Below are 17,447 nucleotides of genomic sequence, written 5' to 3'. Positions count from 1 at the left end.
ACATGAACTATGAAAACTTTAATCAAAATACTCAGCATATTCATCCTTACTTTTTGTCTGTTTTCATGCGGTGAAGACCTTGTGGAACAGGCTCAGACAGGAGCATTGAAAGGAAAAGTTGTAAAAAGAGGTACCAATGTGCCTATTCCTAATGTGAAAGTTTTTACAGCGCCCACTACGCAAACGGTTTTCAGCGGGACAGACGGTACATTCGAAATTGCTGCCATGCCGCTTGGAAATTATTCTGTGAAAGCAGAATTATCCGGCTATATCACCACTTTTCAGGGTGTTAATATACAAAACCAAAACCAGGTAGTCACCGTGGTTTTTGAAATGGACGATGATGAATCACTTAATTCTCCTCCATCAGCACCGCAGCTGCTAAGTCCGGTAGACAATGCGGTGAACCAGCCTTTAAATGTCGAACTGACGTGGACTGCTACAGATCCTGATACGGCTGATGTTTTAAAATATAGTTTAACAATTAAAAATAACCTCGATACTCATGTGATTCAGGTTAATGATTTGGCGGCGAAACATTATTCGCTTTCCAATTTGAAGTTTGGTGTTAGTTACTTCTGGCAGGTGTCTGTTTCGGACGGCATTCACCCGCCAGTTTTAAGTTCCATCAGTAAATTTACCACCAATACAGTTCCGGCCAACCGTTACCATTATGTACAGAAACAGAACGGTAATTTTGTGATCATGTCTACGGACGGACAAGGAAACAGCTTTCAGTTGACCAGCTCGTCCTACAACAGCTGGAGACCGCGAAAAAATAACAATGCAGGACTGATTGCATTTCTGCGGACCGAAGGTGGAAGTACCCACATCTACACGGTGAACCCTGACGGATCCAATCCTTTTAAAGTAACCACCGTACCGGCAGCCGGTTTTAATAATTATGAAATGGATTTTGCATGGAGTACCAACGGCCAGGAAATCCTCTATTCTAATTTCAATAAATTATACAGAATCAATAAAGACGGAAGCGGCCTGACACTGGTATACACAACTCCGGATGGCAGCATGATCTCCGAATGTGACTGGAGCTATGACGGCAGCAGAATTGCCTTAAAAACGAATGATTTTAACGGCTACAATACGAAGATCTGCATTATTGATATGATGGGAAGTGTTTTAAAAACTATTCTAACGGGATCGGCAGGAGCTTCAGGCGGCCTTAATTTCTCTGTAGATGGACAAATGCTCGTATACACAAGAGATCTGTCAGGATACCTGGACGGAAGCGGCAACTACCGCCAGCTTGACTCCCATATTTTCATCTATAATATAACTACGGATACAATCTACGATATTTCTGAGGAAAGCGAAAAACCACTGGGAACAAACGATCTTGACCCAAGATTTTCCCCAAATAATGCCCAGATTATCTATATGAATACTTCCAATGATAATATCTCTCAGAAAAATGTAATGGTTATTGATCTCAACAGTACAATGACCGATCTTTCGAGAGCCTCTCTTTTCAGCAACGGGGAAATGCCGGATTATGAGTAGGAATGCGGGGGGTGAGTTTGAGAGTCGGAGAGTTTTAGGGTTTTAGAGTAATAGAGTTGCTGGTTGACGGTTACCTGTTGAGAGTAATTAAAAATCATACTTTAATAGTGTTAAGCTTGATATGATCAGAAATATTGAATGAAGGGCAAGTATCTGGTGGCTGAGGTTCCCGAAGCCACCAGCACTAATATCTGAAATGTAGAACTTAAACTTTTTCTCTATATTGACAATTGATTTGCGAAGCAAAATTCACCACTGGCTCCGTTTAACCTCCAAAAAAAATCCAAACCGAAGGTTTGGATTTTTTTTGGAGGTTAAACGAAATTGGTTTCATCAATCAATAATGTGGTTTTCTAAGGCATATTTTACGATTCCTACGGAATTTTTTGCGTTTAATTTAAGGAGAATCCTTTTGCGGTGGGTTTCGACGGTATTGATGCTTATAAAGAGTTTTTCAGAAATATCTTTGCTGCTAAAGCCGTCGCATATCAGTTTAAGGATCTCCATTTCTCTGCGCGTTAAAGGTTCTTTGATATGAGGATTTGGTTTTCCTTCCTCGCTGCTAATAAAGTTGATCATTCTTTCTTTGGCGTTGTCACAGATGTAGATCTCATTCAAAAGCAGGGCGTTTATGGATTTCAGGAATTCGTCATATCTGCTGTTTTTGTCAAGATAGCTCTTTATACCTTTGTTAAAAAGCTTCCGGATGTCAATCATATCATAACTATTGCCTATGACAATAATCTTGATGTTTTTGTCTTTTGAGGTAATGTCTTCTACGAGTCTGAAAATATCTGTCAGCATCAGCATATTGGAGCTTATAACCAGAATTTCAGGGGGATCATCTTTTAATTGTTTAAATAAGGGTTCATAAGAATTACAAATGTCAATCGTGTTAAAAATTTTGCTCTGTGAGAGCAGTTTTGATAAACCTTCTGTATACAGTAGCGGCTCATCAAAAATGGTTAATCTCGGTTTCATCATGGTTAGTTTTGTTTATATAAAAATATAAAAAAAACTTTACATTTTACGTAAAAATAACAATTAATTGTAATTTTTTACATAATAAATGATTGTAAAATTGAAATTTTATTGATTATTTGATAAATAATTCTCTTGTTGTGGAGTTTTGAAATTGAATTTTAGAGTTATTATAGTTAAGATGTTGTATTGGTGGTTGTTTTGGTGGTGTTGAATCTGAAATAATAATTATTTAACTAACACGGTAGGGATATGTTTCACCGGAAAATTCACCGACCGGGCAATAAAACAAAACTGGCCTGCCTTATGATGCAGTTCTTTCGCTTTTTGAATCATTGATTCTTCCGTAACAGTAACTGTAGGATGTAAGGTAACGACAGTGAATTGTCCACTCCCGTCAGCTGTTTCTGTCATAATTCCTGTAGCTTCATCTGTGTAGTCGGTCACAATGATTCCTTCTTCAGAACAAAAATGAAGATACCAGAGCATGTGACAGGACGAAAGTGAAGACAGAAACAGATCTTCCGGATTGTGTTTCGTTTTGTTTCCACGGAAAGCCGGGTCAGAAGAGCCTTCAATAATGGCTTTATTTTCAATATTGATGGTATGGCTCCTTTCGTAGTTTCTATAGCTGCTGGTACCGGTTCCCTGGTTTCCTGTCCAATGAATGATGGTCTTGTAATGATGTTCCTTGCTCATTGTTGTATATTATTGTAGTTATTTATTGTTGCAAAATGATTTCTATTGTCGAGGCTGATCTTCCCAAATGAACTGATATCCTGAATTCAGGACAGTTTGTATTTCCCAGTCTCTTTTCAACTGAATAATCTGGTTCGGCATTGAACCTATAAAAATCGCTAATCCGGAAATAATGATGGCTAGTCCCCAGATGATACTATTTAAAACTTTTGGAATTTTTACGTCAAAAAGGTATTTATGGGTTAGAAATAAAATCAGCGTCCACAGTAAAAGCTGTGTGAAAAAGTCAGCTAAGAATTCTGTGATGAAAATCTGGTAAGATAGTGAAGTGTGCCATCCATCAGCAATGAAGGGAAAAGGAAATCCCGACATGGATGTGTTGCTACCATCCACCGGAATCACCATCCACCATTTTGTAAAAAGTGCCATGGCAATGACGGTTAATGGAACTGATTGTATAAGTAAACGTTTCATTGGCTCATTTTAAAAGCAATTTAACGAAAAAACCTCCAGCACAGAGCTGAAGGTTTAAATTTTGTTTTAATTAGAAAATTCTATCAATTCTTCTTTCTTCGAATTGTAAATTTTATATTCTAAATATTTAAAAGAATCCCTTGGGATGATGGTTACCCATTTTTTGTATTTAATGAACCATTTCATCTGGATACTTTTGATGCCTTTGGTAAGGTAGGCTTCCACGAACGGGTGTACATGCAGGAAAATCTTTCCTTTCTCTTTCTGCAGGATGCTTCTGAGAGTTTCACCCATTCTTTCCACGATCACGATCGGAGCTACAATTTCTCCGTCTTTGTTCGGGTTTTCTTCTTTGGTTTCAATCTGTTTTTCCGGGCGGTTTCTTTGTCTGGTGATCTGAATCAGTCCAAACTTGCTCGGAGGAAGAATTTTGTGGCGAGCTTTGTCGCGCTTCATTTCTTCTTTCAGGTGTTCGTAGAGATCCCTTCTGTGGTCGGGATTCTGCATATCGATGAAGTCGATTACAATGATGCCTCCCATATCGCGGAGACGAAGCTGTCTGGCAATTTCGGTGGCTGCCATCTTGTTCACTTTCAGAGCGTGTTCTTTGTTTACGGCGGTTCCGGTTGTGATATTGTTTCCGGAGTTGACGTCGATGACGTGAAGGGCTTCTGTGTGTTCAATAACGAGGTACGCACCTTTTGAACTTGGAATATTAACGTGTTTTCCAAAACTCTGTTTGAGTTGTTTTTCAACGTTGTAATATTCGAGAAGAGGAATGTGGGAATTATAAAACTGAACAATATTCTTTTTTTCCGGGGCTATGACCTCTACGTAGTTGGTCATTTCGTCTACCATCTGTTCATCGTCACAGAAGATATTCACGAAATCCTGGTTGAAATTGTCCCTTAAAATAGCTGAAGCTTTATCTTCTTCGCTTAAAACCCTGGCTGGAACCTTACTTTTCTGAATGTTTTTGAATGTAGTTTCCCATTTCTGGATCAGCTGATTCATGTCATTGTGAAGGTCTGCTACTTTTTTTCCTTCCGCTACCGTTCTTATAATGACTCCAAAACCTTCCGGCTTGATGCTGTCAATAAGGGTTTTCAGTCTTTCTTTTTCCTCAGTGGTTCTGATTTTTTTGGAAATGGAAACTTTGTTGTCGAAAGGGATCAGGACCAGAAAACGGCCTGTCAAAGAAACCTGGGTAGAGATCCTGGGACCTTTTGTAGAAATAGGTTCTTTGGTGATCTGAAGCAGAACGAGATCGTCTTTTGCGATGACTTTATCTACGGTTCCGTTTTTGTCTATTTCGGGTTGTATCTCGAAATTTTTTAAGCTTGAAGTGCTCTGTTTTTTAGAAATAGTATCTTTTAAAAACTTTCTGTATGTAAGATACTGTGGTCCCAGATCCTGATAATGCAGGAATGCATCCTTATCGTACCCGATATTTACGAATGCTGCATTCAGGTTAGGTGCCAGTTTTTTTACTCTTCCTACAAACAGATCTCCAACTATAAATTCGCTTTTGTCCTCTTGCTCATGAAGTTCACATAGTCTTCCGTCTTCCAGCAGTGCAATCTTTGTAAGATCATCTTCATGCGAAACTATTAGTTCTTTCTTCATTTTGTTATAAGATAAAAATTATTAAGATTATAGGGAACGGGCGTATTTTTTAGCAAATAAATAATATTAAATATAAGAATTTTGAATGAAAATGCTCCATCTTTTTAAAAATATCTGCAAAAGCCCATGTTTGCCCCGGAATCTTATAGTTGCAAACAAAAATATAGTCGGTGAAGTTTAAATAATTAAAAACACCAACTATATTATTATATTGTAAATCTCGAGAAAAAGAGATTATTTTTTCTTATGTCTGTTTGCTCTTCTTCTTTTCTTTCTCTTGTGAGTTGCAACCTTGTGTCTTTTTCTTTTCTTTCCGCTTGGCATAATTTTAATTTTTTAGTAACTAGTTAATATTCAGTTAATGTTTTATTTTACTGCGACTTTAGTTTTTACTTTCTCTACAAAAGATTTTGAAGGTTTGAAAGCAGGAATGTTGTGAGCAGGAATCTCAATTGCAGTGTTCTTAGAAATATTTCTTCCTGTTTTAGCAGCTCTTGTTTTAATGATAAAAGATCCAAAACCTCTCAGATAAACGTTATCCCCATTATACATAGAAGTCCTGATCTCCTGCATAAAAGCTTCTACAACTTTCTGTGTTTCATTCTTTTCTGTTCCCAACTTATTTGAGATGGTGTTTACCAATTCTGCCTTTGTCATTTCCTTTTTTAATTTTAAATTTTAGGTGTGCAAATTTAGTTAAAAAAATTGAATACTAGCAAATTAGTGGCAAAATATTTTTGTTTAAAGAGTTGGAGTTTTCTTGTTTACCCAATATTAATATTACATTAAATCTCTCTACATGCTGGAATTGTAGTAGCCGTTTTCTACGCAGAACCGGATAAGATGCAGCTTTGTCTTTAGTCCCAGTTTTTCTGTCAACCTGTTGATATAGGTATCAATGGTACGTGTGCTGAGGTTTAGTTTTTCTGCAATTTCTTTGTTGCTGTAGCCTTCGTAGCAGAATTTCATCAGCTGGATTTCGGTAGGACTAAGCTCTTCCTGACCTTTTTTCTGCCTTTCCATATAATTCTGCACAGCGAGTGGCTGTTGCTCCCATTCTTTGGAATATTTTTCATAATCGAAGCCATCAGAAGCAATTCTGCCTTTGATGAGATCTTTTATGAGCGTACTCTTTTTCTCGCAGTAATAGACATTGGGTATTTTTGAAAGGATCTCAGCCATATCTTCCTGATAGGTACTGGAATAAGTAACGATAGGCGTTTCCGCATTGTTTTTGCGGATGTATTTGATAGCTTCTATTCCGCTTAATACCGGCATAAAAAGCTCTATGATAAACACGTCTTCCTGTCTCCTGTAAATCCTGTTCACAAGCTCATGGCCGTTGTTACAGTCATTCAGAAGCATATAGAATGGGTTTTCCATAAGCGTTTTGATCATGATCTTCTTGAAATAGAAGTCACTGTCCGCTATAGAAAACCTTACTGTGTTTGATAATAATTTACTCACTTTTAATATCGATTTGGTATAAGATATTTAAAATTCAGAGGCCTAATTTAGGAAAAACTTATGAAAGTTGAAATTAAACTTAGGTTAATTAGGGTTTTCCCGAAATTACCTTAGGGAAAATACGTATTGTACATAAAATTTTTTTTTTATACTTTCACAGGCCAAACAAATTGCAAATATATGTCTTCTAACAGGGAAAAAAAATTAAACAAATCTGACGTCAGAGCAGGTATTTGGAAGTTTATTCTATCCTTTGCCGTTCTGTCTGTAGTATCTTTTCTGTGTTTATTTCTCTTTTTCAAAAGCTACAGTATACAACGGGAAAGAATCGCCATAGAAGCAGAAGCTTATAAAGACCTGATGCGCCGCGGCGATAAACTTAGGGAACATGTAGAAAATATCTACAACAAAATGAGCCAGCTTAATGAAGGTAAAGTAAAGAGTGAAAGCTTTCTTAAAACCAGCATTATGGATGATGTAGCCGATGCAAGAGATGTCATAGGTAAGGACAGTGCTGATAATTTTAAACATTATGCAGTTCTGATGAAACAGATAGGGCCAATGCTGACCTTAAAGAACAATATTCTGGAGGTAGAGTACGATAAAAAGATGGTTCTCAGAGATCTTGATGAATGTTTACTGAAAACGAAAAGAGCTAATAATGAGCTTAAAAAAGATCCTACGAGGCATTTTGAAGGACCAAAAGGAAGATAATTTAGAAAAAAAGAAAACTTATGCAGGGACATATTACATTATCCAAAAAAGAAAGGCATTATCAGTTTCTTTATTTAATACTAATGCTTTTAGCCGCTATGATATTTCTGGGTGTCATCTTTCTAAAAGGATTTGAATCTCCATTTTCAGACGAAGATGTCAGAGGAATAGAGAGTATCGAACAGAAAAAAGCGTTCGAAAGCAAGCAGAAGCTCATACAGCCTGTGATGGACAGTGCCTACATCAGGATCAGCAGAATCAAAGATAAAGCTCCGGAACCTTTTGTGGAGGATAATATCTCTCATGACATCAATGGTATTGCGAGCTATTTTCATGGTAACGATGTCGTGGATATTCGTAAAGATGCATATCCGCAGATCGCGAAATTCTACAAAATGTATTTTGACGACAAAAAAATTATTTCTATAACGACAGAAGATGTAAACAGATTTGAAAAGGAGGTTGAAGACTGTAGAATTGGCTTTAAAAATAAGCAGACCTATATCAATGAAAGAGAAAATGCCAGGAGGGAAAGAACTCAATAACCAGAAGAATAAACATTAAAGAAATAAAACACATCACAATCACTTAACTATGAATTATTTTCAAAAAAACAAAAAGAACATTATTATCGGTGTTATCGCGACGCTGCTCATTGCAGCCCTCATTGCGCTATGGCTGCAGAAAAAAGTTATCCATTCTGCCGATGATATTGTAGGAATCGTGAACCCAACCTCATTATCAGTAGGAGATACGCTGTTATTTGAGGACAAAACCCAGTTCGCCAAAACCAAAAGATGGAATTTTGGAGACGGGACAACCTCTGACAAAAGCACAGGGATCCACTTTTACAACAAACCGGGGTATTATCTGATAAGTTTGATTATCGATAGCAAGTATACCAAAACCTTCCCGGTAATGGTATCGTCAAGACCTCAGAAAGAAAAAGATACCATAAAGAGCATTACGCTGATCGAAGCTCAGTCAGAAGCCAGACAACTTGAAAATGTACAGTTCCGTGCTGTTTCTGATGCAACGCGTTTTGCATGGAAATTTGGAGAAACAGGAAATACAGATTCCAAAGAAAAAGTAGCTTTCTATTCCTTCAAAAAACCGGGCGATTACCGTGTGGCATTGTATACAGAGGAAAACGAAGAGCCTATTTATCACAACATCAAAATTCTTCCAGCCTATAATTCTTTAGAAGAGGAGGCGGTACCTGTAGAAGATTCTTACAAAAAGATTGACGACGATTTCAAATACCACCTTCAGCAGATTGCCAACGGGAACAGTTTTAATATGCATTACAACTACCTGTTGAATAAGTATCTGTGCAACAATGAAAATACAGTGGTAAAAGTAAGCGACAGCAAAGCCAATAATTTCTACATGTACTGTGCCGGACTTCAGTTTGATAAAAACGTTGTGATCCAGACCGTAAAAGTTAACTTGGACGACAAGCAGACCTGTGTAACAAAAGTTGACATAAACCAAAGCAAATAATAGGATCCGGACTTCCGGACACACCAATCATTAAAATAAAATAGGATGAAAAATAAATTTCCTCTAGCAGCATATTACATAGGATTATCGGTATTAATAACGAGTTGTCAAGTGAGGCTACCGTCTAAGAGAACGCCTGAGCCTTCAAAATACGGACAGGTAGATAATTCTCCGGTCGTGAACGGATACCCGAAAAAAGCAGCTCCATGGATCGTCATTTCAGACAGATCCAGAAATACGGCCTATCTTGATAAAAGTGACGAAAAGTCTTACAAAGAAGTTAAATTCCTGGAGCCTTTAATGGTTCTTAAAAATAGAGACGGAATGGTAAAAGTAGCGGAATATATTCCGGATGCTTTGATGAAAAAAGTTTCGTCCAAATCTATTAAAACCTATGGGTGGATTCCGGAATCCGAACTTCTTCTGTGGAACAATTCTTTAAAAAGCGAAAAGACAGGATATCCGGTAAGGGTAGCCGTAGTTCCGAATAACAGCGAAGTAGTACGAAGCGCAGAAAGATATTACAAAAACGACTCTATCATGGTGTTCAACTCACCAAGTCTGATAGAAGCAGCTAAAGCCAAAATTCCGAACGGACAGATGGTTTACGTTTACAAACAGGCGGAAAACAATAAGCGTTTTCTGGTAGGTAAAAAACCTTCTATCGATATAGACAGCATCAGTACGAATCTTTACGGATGGGTAGATTCCAATGTGATCTCTGCATGGGGTGAGCGTTCTGCGATAAAAGTGAAAAATGACACAAAAGTCACCGAGTCTTCTTTAGGAATACATGAAGGATATCCCGGGGCGGCAGATTCTGAAAGCAGAACAGCGATCCTTCTTACGGATACCCACAAGAGAACACCTTTGGAAAATATTTATCCGGTTAGCCTTGCTTTGAATGAAGCTCCGACACCGGATTCCAAAACAAAATATTTTACCAATATCCTGGACTACAGCAAAAATTACATTTTCAATGTTCTGGGTGAAGAAATTTATTTCGACCGTTACAGAGAAATCACAGAAAGGAATAAAAATATCAACATCGTTTTTGCGCTGGATGTAAGTGCTCCCAATGCACCTTATGCACCTATCGTGAAATCCCTGCTTCAGGATCTGCAGCTTAGATTTGAGAAACCTTCTTACTTCAATGATGTAAAATATGGTGTTGTTTTGTATAAGAATAATCCATGCGGAGAAAACGTTCTGGTTTCCAATTTAAGCAGAGATTACAGTAAAATTACAGCATTCATTTCCGAAAGAACCAATGAAATGAACTGTGCAAGCAACAGCGGATACCAGCCGGTAGGAGAGGCGCTTTCTTCAGCAGGAAACCTTCTTTCAAATGTTCCGGATGAAACCAATATTGTAGTGACTGTAGGTACTTCTGCCAACCAGAGTGGCAATATGTACAGCGTGATCAGCTCTCTTACTCAGGCGCAGGCCAGACTGATCATGTTCCAGACCAGTGCAAGATCAGCTGATACCTACAATGATTTTGTATTGATGGCTGAAAATGTAGTGACCAACACCGCGAAAAATATTGCTGAACTTAAAAAACAGAAGATCATCAACCAGAGTGATGTTCTAACTAAAAATAATTTCAGCCTTGTAGAAGGTGATGAAGGATTCTTTTCACTGGATTATCCAAAACAAAGTATGTCTCAGGGATTTGTAATTTTCCCTAAGAAAGGTGATATTGCAACGCCGGGCTACCTTAAAAAATCTGTAGACAGTCTTATTGCACAGGTTACTTTAGATAATCAGACAATTGATAAGTCCCTTAATGAATATTTCCATTCTTCAGTAGGAGCTGGAAGAACAGATGTAGATCTGAAATACAAATATCTGTTCCCTGGACTTACGAATCCGGTTTCTGCAGGAATTGCAGCACAATTGATCAACTATGGAAACCCGTTTCTGGTAAAAGGATACATCCCTAAAGACCTGAAAGATGTTAAGCCAAGTATCGAAAAAGGGATTCTTATTTCTGAAACAGAATATGATAACCTGAAGAATTTCTATACGGAAGTTCATCTTAAAACGCAACCTGAAAGAGCTGATTTTAGCCAGTCTAAAGCAATTAAAGAGTATATCAGGATCCTTAAAAAGTATAATCCTACTTTAACATTCCTTGATAAATCTGAACTGTATGAAAAACCAATGTCTTATGCAGTAGGATTAAGTACGGGGTTTGATAATTCTGAAGAAGAATTGATGTCGAAATACAAATTGAAGGGTTGGAAAAAACCTAAAATCGTTTTAAAAGAAACAGTAAGAAAGTATTTCAAGGATTATAAATTACTGGCAGAGAGAATGCTTTCCCACAGAAACAATCCTGCAGTGAAAATCCAGCAGAACGGACAGACATTCTATTGGCTTAATGAATACTTTATGCCAACCACTCAGATTGTTGAAGAGCCAGAATACACAAAACATTAATCATTAAATCTGATGATACCAAAAGCAGAAGTTTTTACTTCTGCTTTTTTTGTGGAATTTGGTGAGAGCCGGGAGACAAGAATCAAGATTCAGACACTAGATTTCAGACATCAGACATCAGACATCAGACATCAGACATCAGACATCAGACATGAGACATGAGACTTTTGTCCTAATGTTGGGATTGGAAAACGCCAATTGTGAATTTTGCTTCGCAAGTGAAATGTGAATTGTAAGAGCTTGGAATAATGAAGTACTCCTGGTGGCTGAGGCTCCCAAAGTCACCAGATATCTATCATTCATTGTACATTTCTGGATCTATGGGGAAACCTATAACTCTAAAACTCTCCAACCCGAATCCCGCATCCTGGAATCTCGCACCCAAAAACTCTCAAACCCTCAAACTCTCCGACTCCCAAACCCAGATCCTGAAACTCGCACCTCCAGCCCCAAAAACTCATCACTCAAACCACCCAAAAATTCTTAAACACTAAAGTTTTTAACCCGTCCAACTCAACATCATCAAATTTCACATTATGGCTTCCCAAACCCTACCTATATCTCAATTAAGTGTAAAATACCATTGTTTTCACTGAAATACAGATACTTGTGAACTCCCTTCCAGTAATCTATAGAGAGGGTTTTTAAATCTATAGTCGTAGAATTACTACAAGAAATCGTAGAATTACTACAAAATATGAGATTTCTATTTAAATCCTTTTGGAATAGAAATAAGGGTTCTATATTTGTTAAACAATCACACCACATCACAAAATATTAATTAAGTTTAAAATTTACCTACCATGGCAGGAAATTCAAGAGGAATCTTAAAATTCAATGGCGGAGAAGGACAGAAATTACTGAAACTGAATTACAGTGTATCCAGATCTACAGACGTTTCAGGACGTGTAGCATCAGATCCTTCCAATGCGCTGATTAAAATTACAGTGGAAGCTACTGAAAAATCTGACATTCTGGAGAGCTTATTGAACGGAAAGTACAAACCTACCATTGGAGAAGTGACTTTTAACAAATCTCATGAAGAAGGAACACTGATCACTCTGAAGTGGAAAAATGGATATGTGATCCGTCACCAGGTAAGTTTCGATGCAATAGACGAAAACAGTATGCTGATCAGTTTCGTAGTAAGCGCAGAAACCATCGACTACGGCAACTCCGAATTTAACGGATTATGGCCATCTAATTAAGCCACACTATTACACATCAACATTCATAGAAAAAGACTGTCCCTTAAAAGGCAGTCTTTTTTGCCTAAGGTGCTTTATCTGAAATCTTTACAATAAAAATATATCCTGTTCCGGTAGACATCGGATTGATATTTTTTTTATCTTTAATAAATCCAAACACAAAGATATATGAAAACAGAAACACAAAATGCTGCGAAAAATTCTTCATTTCGGCCGTCTCAAAATGCTGACGGAATCTCAGAAAATCATCATACAGGAATCAACAGGCTGGTGAAGCTATCCCTGGTGGTGGAAGGGAAGATTATTAAATTCTATAAACATTTCAGACTAAAACAAAGCGCTCAGCGTCATCATGAGTTTAGCCTTATACTGGCCCATGATGCATTAGGTGACCGCCAGACACATACGCTGGAAGAAGCGAATAAATTTTTGGGAAAACGTCTGACCGCCGTAATTTCATATAAAGATATTGAAAACAGCCCCGAAAGAAATTTTGTGGGAATCATTACAAAAGTAGCTTTCAGTCAGGAGAAAATGAGCCTTGGAAATATAGTATTGTCGGGTTACAGTCCTACTGTTTTGCTGGATGGTGCTCCGCATGTTCAGAGCTTCGGAGGCGGACAGCCCGTCAATATGGGAATCATTGCCCAAGAAGTGATCAAACAGGGCATTGATAAAAGTCGTTTTGATATCAGGATCGATACCAACGATTATTCTCAGATCATCTACAGCAGCCAGTATGATGAGACGCATTATAATTATCTCGCCAGGATGGCTGAAGCCTATGGCGAACAGTTTTACTATGACGGTGAAGTTCTTCATTTTGGAAAGCTTCCGCCGCAGAATAAGCCTATAAAACTGTTTTACGGAAGCAATGCCGATGATATTAAAGTTGAATTAAAAGCAGTTCATACAAAACCCGAGTTCTATGGTTACAACAGCAGCCGGAACGAAAAACTAACATCAGGAACAACACCTGTGAATCATATCAGTGATCTGGCGAAAACTGCATATGGGCACAACGACAATATATACAGGACATCTGCACTTCAGGCAGCTCCCATAAAAGCCTCAACCCATCTGGATGTCGAGCATTCCCAAAGGAGCACCTCGGGAAGTGAAGCTGTAAATGTCTTCTCGTTATCCGGTTCTACAAGTGTTCCATTTTTACATCCGGGATGTGTTGCTGATATTCAGATGAGAAAACCTGATAGCAGTGAGACTTCCTATTTTACCAGAATTATGATCACGGAAGCAGAACATGAGATCGATACGATAGGACATTATACCGGAAGCTTTGAAGCCATTGCCTCCGATACAGGCTATCTGCCGAAACCTGATTTTACTTCACCAAAAGCCGAGCCTCAGATCGCAACGGTAATTTCCAACACAGATCCGGAAGGACAGGGAAGGGTGCAGGTAAGATTTGACTGGCAGACCAATGATACAACCCATTTCATAAGAATGATGAGCCCAGATGCAGGCGGTACAGACCAGATTACGCAAAACCGGGGTTATGTTGCTATTCCTGAAGTAGGAGATCAGGTAATGGTCAATTTTGTTCACAGCCATCCGGACAGGCCTTTCGTGATGGGAGGAATGTTCCATGGCGGGATAGGATTGGGCGGCGGTGTAGACAACCGGGTGAAATCTATCCAGACCAGAAGCGGTCACCGTGTGGTTTTTACAGAAGATGAAAGTATCATCATTACCGACAAATCCGGCAACGAGATCCATCTGGATACCACAGGAAGTAATATTACGATCACCGCTCCTGAAACGATGACCCTGAACTGTAAGAATATGAATATTAATGTGGGAGAGAATATGAATACGATCGTGGGGATGAATAAATCCAGCAGTATCGGTCTGAACAATACACAAAACGTTGGAGCTATGAAGCTTACTTCGGTCGTTGGAGATGCCAGTATGTTTATTACGGGTAAGCTGACAGAGATTATTGATGGAGATGTACACAGTGAGACGAAGAAGGGGAAAACCATTGTAAATAGTGAAAAAGGAATTGAGACCAGTACAAATGCTTCTATCAATAAACATGCGAAAAATGATATAGATAATAGAAGCGGAGAAAAAGGAAAAGTTCATTAAAAATAGAATATTATGAGCAGAACCAGAATAGTACAAGGAAAGATATACGAGATCGTTGAGGAGCATCTCAGTTATTATTCGGAAGCGGGTATTGTAGAAAGCGCTTCAGCGAGTTATATTGAGAATAGTGATACAAAAATTATTTATGCAGGAAATCCGGATAATGCACCCTCAGCAGATATTGTTAATTATTATATTAAAGTACGAATTAAAGATCCTGCAAATTATAAGGGAGAATTCGGTTTCGATTGGATAGATGTAGATCCGGCTTCGGAAGAAATAAACAAAATACAAGATGTTGACTTTTCAAATGTAGAGTACTTTTATAGAAAAGCACTTGTCACAAGTGACTTGGGAGATGTTATCGCAAAAATTACTGATGAGCCGGGAGCTAAGAAAATAATAAAAGAAAGTTACCGATTTAATGAATTCCCTCTGCCATGTACCAACGGAAGAATCGATACACCTTTTGTACTGATAAAGCCGGACCCTACTAAAGAAATTTCTTTATCACTTGAAGTAAACATTGGCAGTGGCAGCCTTGTGGATGAAAAAATCTATTTAGAAGGTGATGAATTTTACAGTTTCGAATTGGTTGGTGGAGTAAAGACAGGTAACAGAACTGAAAAGCAAATCTCCTCTAATAAAGAAGTTGTAGAACTTAAGATAAAATGTTTAAAAGAATCTCCTGAAAAGAAATATAAAATTCAGCAAGAAAATCCAACAAAAAAATTAATTACTGTAGGAGGTTTTATCATGATGGAGAACAAAGTTTTGAAGTTAAAGTTTAGGGTCATAGCACTGGTTTCAGCTGATGGAGCTCCGTCAGCAAAGGCACAGGCACTGTTTCAAAAATTTAAGGATAGTAATGTAAAAGAATATTTGAATGAAAATTCTTTAAATCAGGCTGGGTTTGAAGTTGAACTAGAAAATCAGGCAATGTTTGATGGTCTTGGAACAGTAGATTTGGATGATTACTTTTATGCTTTTGATAAGGTAGATTGGACGAATAAGAAATATTTTGGAAATGTGGTTAAGCAAAAATATGATGTAATTCCAGGAACAAATACGTGCAAACCAGGAAGCATAGATGCATCAGGAAACTGCAAGAAAGTACCTGTTTCTACTGATGTTATCGTTGACAATCAAAAAGATTTAGGATTGGTAGACAAAGCCAATGAGATGGATGAAGTTACCATTACAGAATACAAAAATAAATTAAAAGGAAAGAGTAAAACTTATGCAGGGGGGCTGATTATTTTAAGTGATTTTGAATCTTCTGATAATAATACCGGAGCATATAGCAGAACCAATCCGCTCAACCATTATTCCTTAATAGTATATTCTACTAATACAGGATCGAAGGATACTTATGCCCATGAAATTGGACATATGTTGGGACTTCCGCATTTATTCTTTGATACAAAAGAGAAAGCATCCTATAAAATTGCCAGAGAGAATATTTTAGGAAATGGGCAAGCCGAAAAAAATCCTGATGGTTCGAAAAATGAAAACTGCATTCTTCCCATTGAAACATGGATAAGAAAATCAAGAACAGATTCAAATACAACTTATAGTCCATCGCAGGCTACGGCTAAGAAAAGTACCATAATCAGTAGGATCAGAAATTCAAATACTTATTTTCAGTCTAAAGTTACTGAAATTACAACTTTGAAGACAAACATTGAAACAAAATATAGAGAGCAGCCTGGATCGGTTATAGTGGCAGGAAAAGGTGCAAACGCGCAGACAAAAGATCAATATTTGTCTATTTGTAGAAATGAGATTAGTAAAAATACGGCATACATAAATGAAAACAGGAAGGTAGTACAGGAGTTAAATACAATTTTATCAGATAAAATTCAAGTGCATAAGTACAAGATGAATTTAAAAGGAACCGATTATACTGTAATTTTACAAGAAACCAAAAGCTATTATTACTCAGTTATTCACCAAATACATTCCAACTATTTGATGTTTATAAAAGGAACAACCAAAAATATCCTGGACTATGATAATACTAGAATTGTTTATCTTCATAATCAAATAAAAACAATGCGAGATGATTTACAAAACTATTAAGACTATAATTATACTTTTTACGATATTGTTTTTAATTTCGTGTAAAACCAATAAGCAAAACAAAACTCTCCCTTTGCTAAAAGGTTCCGTTCAGGTTTTAATTGATCGAAACTATAGATATGACTCCGATTTTCCACCGAAAATTAAAATAGAAAACAATGGCTTCGGAACAGGTTTAGTAGAAGAGCGATTTGTTGAAGGAAGTGTTAGGTTTGGAAAAACAGGAATTGATAATTCTAAAGAAGGAAAATGGTTAAGTGGTCATGCGGATTTCGATAAAGATGGAAATGTTTTTGCCCAAGGGAAAATATGGCGGGAGGAATATTTTAAGAATGGTTTGAGAGAAGGACCTTACAAGTATTTTAACGATAAGGGAACGGTTATTTATGAAACCACTTTCGATAAAGGAACCGGGCTTTGGAAGGAATTTCATCCTAATGGACAATTATATTTTGAAATTTACACTAAAAATGGATATTTTACGGATACTTTAAAATTACATGACTACAATGGAAAGATTATAGGAAAAAGACTCTATAAAAAAGATTCTTTGATTTACAGTGAAGGTCTACCTGGTTTTCCATATCGCCCGAATAGTGTTCCAAGTGATTAATTTGA

The 17,447-nt window shown here is 37.4% G+C and carries 15 protein-coding genes; 9 read left to right on the top strand and 6 right to left on the bottom strand.

Annotated elements, in window-relative coordinates:
• The first annotated feature begins 9 nt into the window (after nucleotides 1–9).
• Complete coding sequence (locus N0B48_RS04420) at nucleotides 10–1,521, top strand: carboxypeptidase-like regulatory domain-containing protein (RefSeq protein ID WP_259837030.1); 1,512 nt, start codon at nucleotides 10–12, stop codon at nucleotides 1,519–1,521.
• Between the two features lie 333 nt (nucleotides 1,522–1,854).
• Here N0B48_RS04420 and N0B48_RS04415 read toward each other — a convergent pair whose 3' ends face one another.
• The 6 genes from N0B48_RS04415 to N0B48_RS04390 all read right to left on the bottom strand — a co-directional run bounded on the left by N0B48_RS04415 (nucleotide 1,855) and on the right by N0B48_RS04390 (nucleotide 6,768).
• On the bottom strand, nucleotides 1,855–2,505 hold the full coding sequence (locus N0B48_RS04415; protein WP_223607056.1) for a response regulator transcription factor: 651 nt from the start codon (nucleotides 2,503–2,505) through the stop codon (nucleotides 1,855–1,857).
• A 225-nt stretch (nucleotides 2,506–2,730) separates the two neighbouring features.
• Nucleotides 2,731–3,201, bottom strand: a complete 471-nt coding sequence (locus N0B48_RS04410; protein WP_259837029.1) for an OsmC family protein — start codon at nucleotides 3,199–3,201, stop codon at nucleotides 2,731–2,733.
• 42 nt (nucleotides 3,202–3,243) lie between these two features.
• A complete protein-coding gene (locus N0B48_RS04405; RefSeq protein ID WP_259837028.1) occupies nucleotides 3,244–3,675 on the bottom strand; it encodes a hypothetical protein in 432 nt (143 codons plus the stop codon).
• A gap of 66 nt (nucleotides 3,676–3,741) precedes the next feature.
• Nucleotides 3,742–5,301 carry an Rne/Rng family ribonuclease gene (locus N0B48_RS04400; RefSeq protein ID WP_259837027.1) on the bottom strand — a complete coding sequence of 520 codons (1,560 nt, stop codon included), beginning with the start codon at nucleotides 5,299–5,301 and terminating at the stop codon, nucleotides 3,742–3,744.
• Nucleotides 5,302–5,667: 366 nt separating this feature from the next.
• The gene (locus N0B48_RS04395; protein WP_002984212.1) at nucleotides 5,668–5,958 is read right to left on the bottom strand and encodes an HU family DNA-binding protein; all 291 of its coding nucleotides are present in this window, start codon (nucleotides 5,956–5,958) and stop codon (nucleotides 5,668–5,670) included.
• 138 nt (nucleotides 5,959–6,096) lie between these two features.
• Nucleotides 6,097–6,768: a LuxR C-terminal-related transcriptional regulator gene (locus N0B48_RS04390; protein WP_259837026.1), complete on the bottom strand. Its 672-nt coding sequence runs from the start codon at nucleotides 6,766–6,768 to the stop codon at nucleotides 6,097–6,099.
• Between the two features lie 180 nt (nucleotides 6,769–6,948).
• On the opposite strand from N0B48_RS04390, the gene tssO reads away from it, so the two are divergent.
• The 8 genes from tssO to N0B48_RS04350 all read left to right on the top strand — a co-directional run bounded on the left by tssO (nucleotide 6,949) and on the right by N0B48_RS04350 (nucleotide 17,442).
• Nucleotides 6,949–7,482 carry a type VI secretion system TssO gene (gene tssO, locus N0B48_RS04385; protein ID WP_259837025.1) on the top strand — a complete coding sequence of 178 codons (534 nt, stop codon included), beginning with the start codon at nucleotides 6,949–6,951 and terminating at the stop codon, nucleotides 7,480–7,482.
• A 20-nt stretch (nucleotides 7,483–7,502) separates the two neighbouring features.
• Nucleotides 7,503–8,027 (top strand): type VI secretion system transmembrane protein TssO, encoded by a 525-nt coding sequence (locus N0B48_RS04380; protein WP_259837023.1) that lies wholly within the window; start codon nucleotides 7,503–7,505, stop codon nucleotides 8,025–8,027.
• Between the two features lie 49 nt (nucleotides 8,028–8,076).
• Nucleotides 8,077–8,985 carry a PKD domain-containing protein gene (locus N0B48_RS04375; RefSeq protein WP_259837021.1) on the top strand — a complete coding sequence of 303 codons (909 nt, stop codon included), beginning with the start codon at nucleotides 8,077–8,079 and terminating at the stop codon, nucleotides 8,983–8,985.
• Nucleotides 8,986–9,030: 45 nt separating this feature from the next.
• Nucleotides 9,031–11,430, top strand: a complete 2,400-nt coding sequence (tssR, locus tag N0B48_RS04370; RefSeq protein WP_259837019.1) for a type VI secretion system protein TssR domain-containing protein — start codon at nucleotides 9,031–9,033, stop codon at nucleotides 11,428–11,430.
• An 803-nt stretch (nucleotides 11,431–12,233) separates the two neighbouring features.
• Nucleotides 12,234–12,638: a type VI secretion system tube protein TssD gene (gene tssD, locus N0B48_RS04365; RefSeq protein ID WP_259837018.1), complete on the top strand. Its 405-nt coding sequence runs from the start codon at nucleotides 12,234–12,236 to the stop codon at nucleotides 12,636–12,638.
• Between the two features lie 168 nt (nucleotides 12,639–12,806).
• Nucleotides 12,807–14,747, top strand: coding sequence for a type VI secretion system Vgr family protein (locus N0B48_RS04360; RefSeq protein ID WP_259837016.1), 1,941 nt, complete (start codon nucleotides 12,807–12,809; stop codon nucleotides 14,745–14,747).
• 12 nt (nucleotides 14,748–14,759) lie between these two features.
• The gene (locus N0B48_RS04355; protein ID WP_259837015.1) at nucleotides 14,760–16,829 is read left to right on the top strand and encodes a zinc metalloprotease; all 2,070 of its coding nucleotides are present in this window, start codon (nucleotides 14,760–14,762) and stop codon (nucleotides 16,827–16,829) included.
• Nucleotides 16,810–17,442 (top strand): toxin-antitoxin system YwqK family antitoxin, encoded by a 633-nt coding sequence (locus tag N0B48_RS04350; RefSeq protein WP_259837012.1) that lies wholly within the window; start codon nucleotides 16,810–16,812, stop codon nucleotides 17,440–17,442. Before N0B48_RS04355 ends, N0B48_RS04350 begins: the two co-directional genes overlap by 20 nt.
• Nucleotides 17,443–17,447: the final 5 nt, after the last annotated feature.

This window comes from Chryseobacterium herbae, from assembly GCF_025154075.1.
GTDB classification, from domain to species: domain Bacteria; phylum Bacteroidota; class Bacteroidia; order Flavobacteriales; family Weeksellaceae; genus Chryseobacterium; species Chryseobacterium herbae.
This window is presented reverse-complemented; position numbering and strand designations above follow the sequence as displayed.

Excerpts from the sequence above, each read along its gene's own strand:
- N0B48_RS04420 (WP_259837030.1), top strand. The coding sequence starts at position 10 with ATGAAAACTTTAATCAAAATACTCAGCATATTCATCCTTACTTTTTGT.
- N0B48_RS04415 (WP_223607056.1), bottom strand. The coding sequence starts at position 2,505 with ATGATGAAACCGAGATTAACCATTTTTGATGAGCCGCTACTGTATACA.
- N0B48_RS04410 (WP_259837029.1), bottom strand. The coding sequence starts at position 3,201 with ATGAGCAAGGAACATCATTACAAGACCATCATTCATTGGACAGGAAAC.
- N0B48_RS04405 (WP_259837028.1), bottom strand. The coding sequence starts at position 3,675 with ATGAAACGTTTACTTATACAATCAGTTCCATTAACCGTCATTGCCATG.
- N0B48_RS04400 (WP_259837027.1), bottom strand. The coding sequence starts at position 5,301 with ATGAAGAAAGAACTAATAGTTTCGCATGAAGATGATCTTACAAAGATT.
- N0B48_RS04395 (WP_002984212.1), bottom strand. The coding sequence starts at position 5,958 with ATGACAAAGGCAGAATTGGTAAACACCATCTCAAATAAGTTGGGAACA.
- tssO (WP_259837025.1), top strand. The coding sequence starts at position 6,949 with ATGTCTTCTAACAGGGAAAAAAAATTAAACAAATCTGACGTCAGAGCA.
- N0B48_RS04380 (WP_259837023.1), top strand. The coding sequence starts at position 7,503 with ATGCAGGGACATATTACATTATCCAAAAAAGAAAGGCATTATCAGTTT.
- N0B48_RS04375 (WP_259837021.1), top strand. The coding sequence starts at position 8,077 with ATGAATTATTTTCAAAAAAACAAAAAGAACATTATTATCGGTGTTATC.
- tssR (WP_259837019.1), top strand. The coding sequence starts at position 9,031 with ATGAAAAATAAATTTCCTCTAGCAGCATATTACATAGGATTATCGGTA.
- tssD (WP_259837018.1), top strand. The coding sequence starts at position 12,234 with ATGGCAGGAAATTCAAGAGGAATCTTAAAATTCAATGGCGGAGAAGGA.
- N0B48_RS04360 (WP_259837016.1), top strand. The coding sequence starts at position 12,807 with ATGAAAACAGAAACACAAAATGCTGCGAAAAATTCTTCATTTCGGCCG.
- N0B48_RS04355 (WP_259837015.1), top strand. The coding sequence starts at position 14,760 with ATGAGCAGAACCAGAATAGTACAAGGAAAGATATACGAGATCGTTGAG.
- N0B48_RS04350 (WP_259837012.1), top strand. The coding sequence starts at position 16,810 with ATGATTTACAAAACTATTAAGACTATAATTATACTTTTTACGATATTG.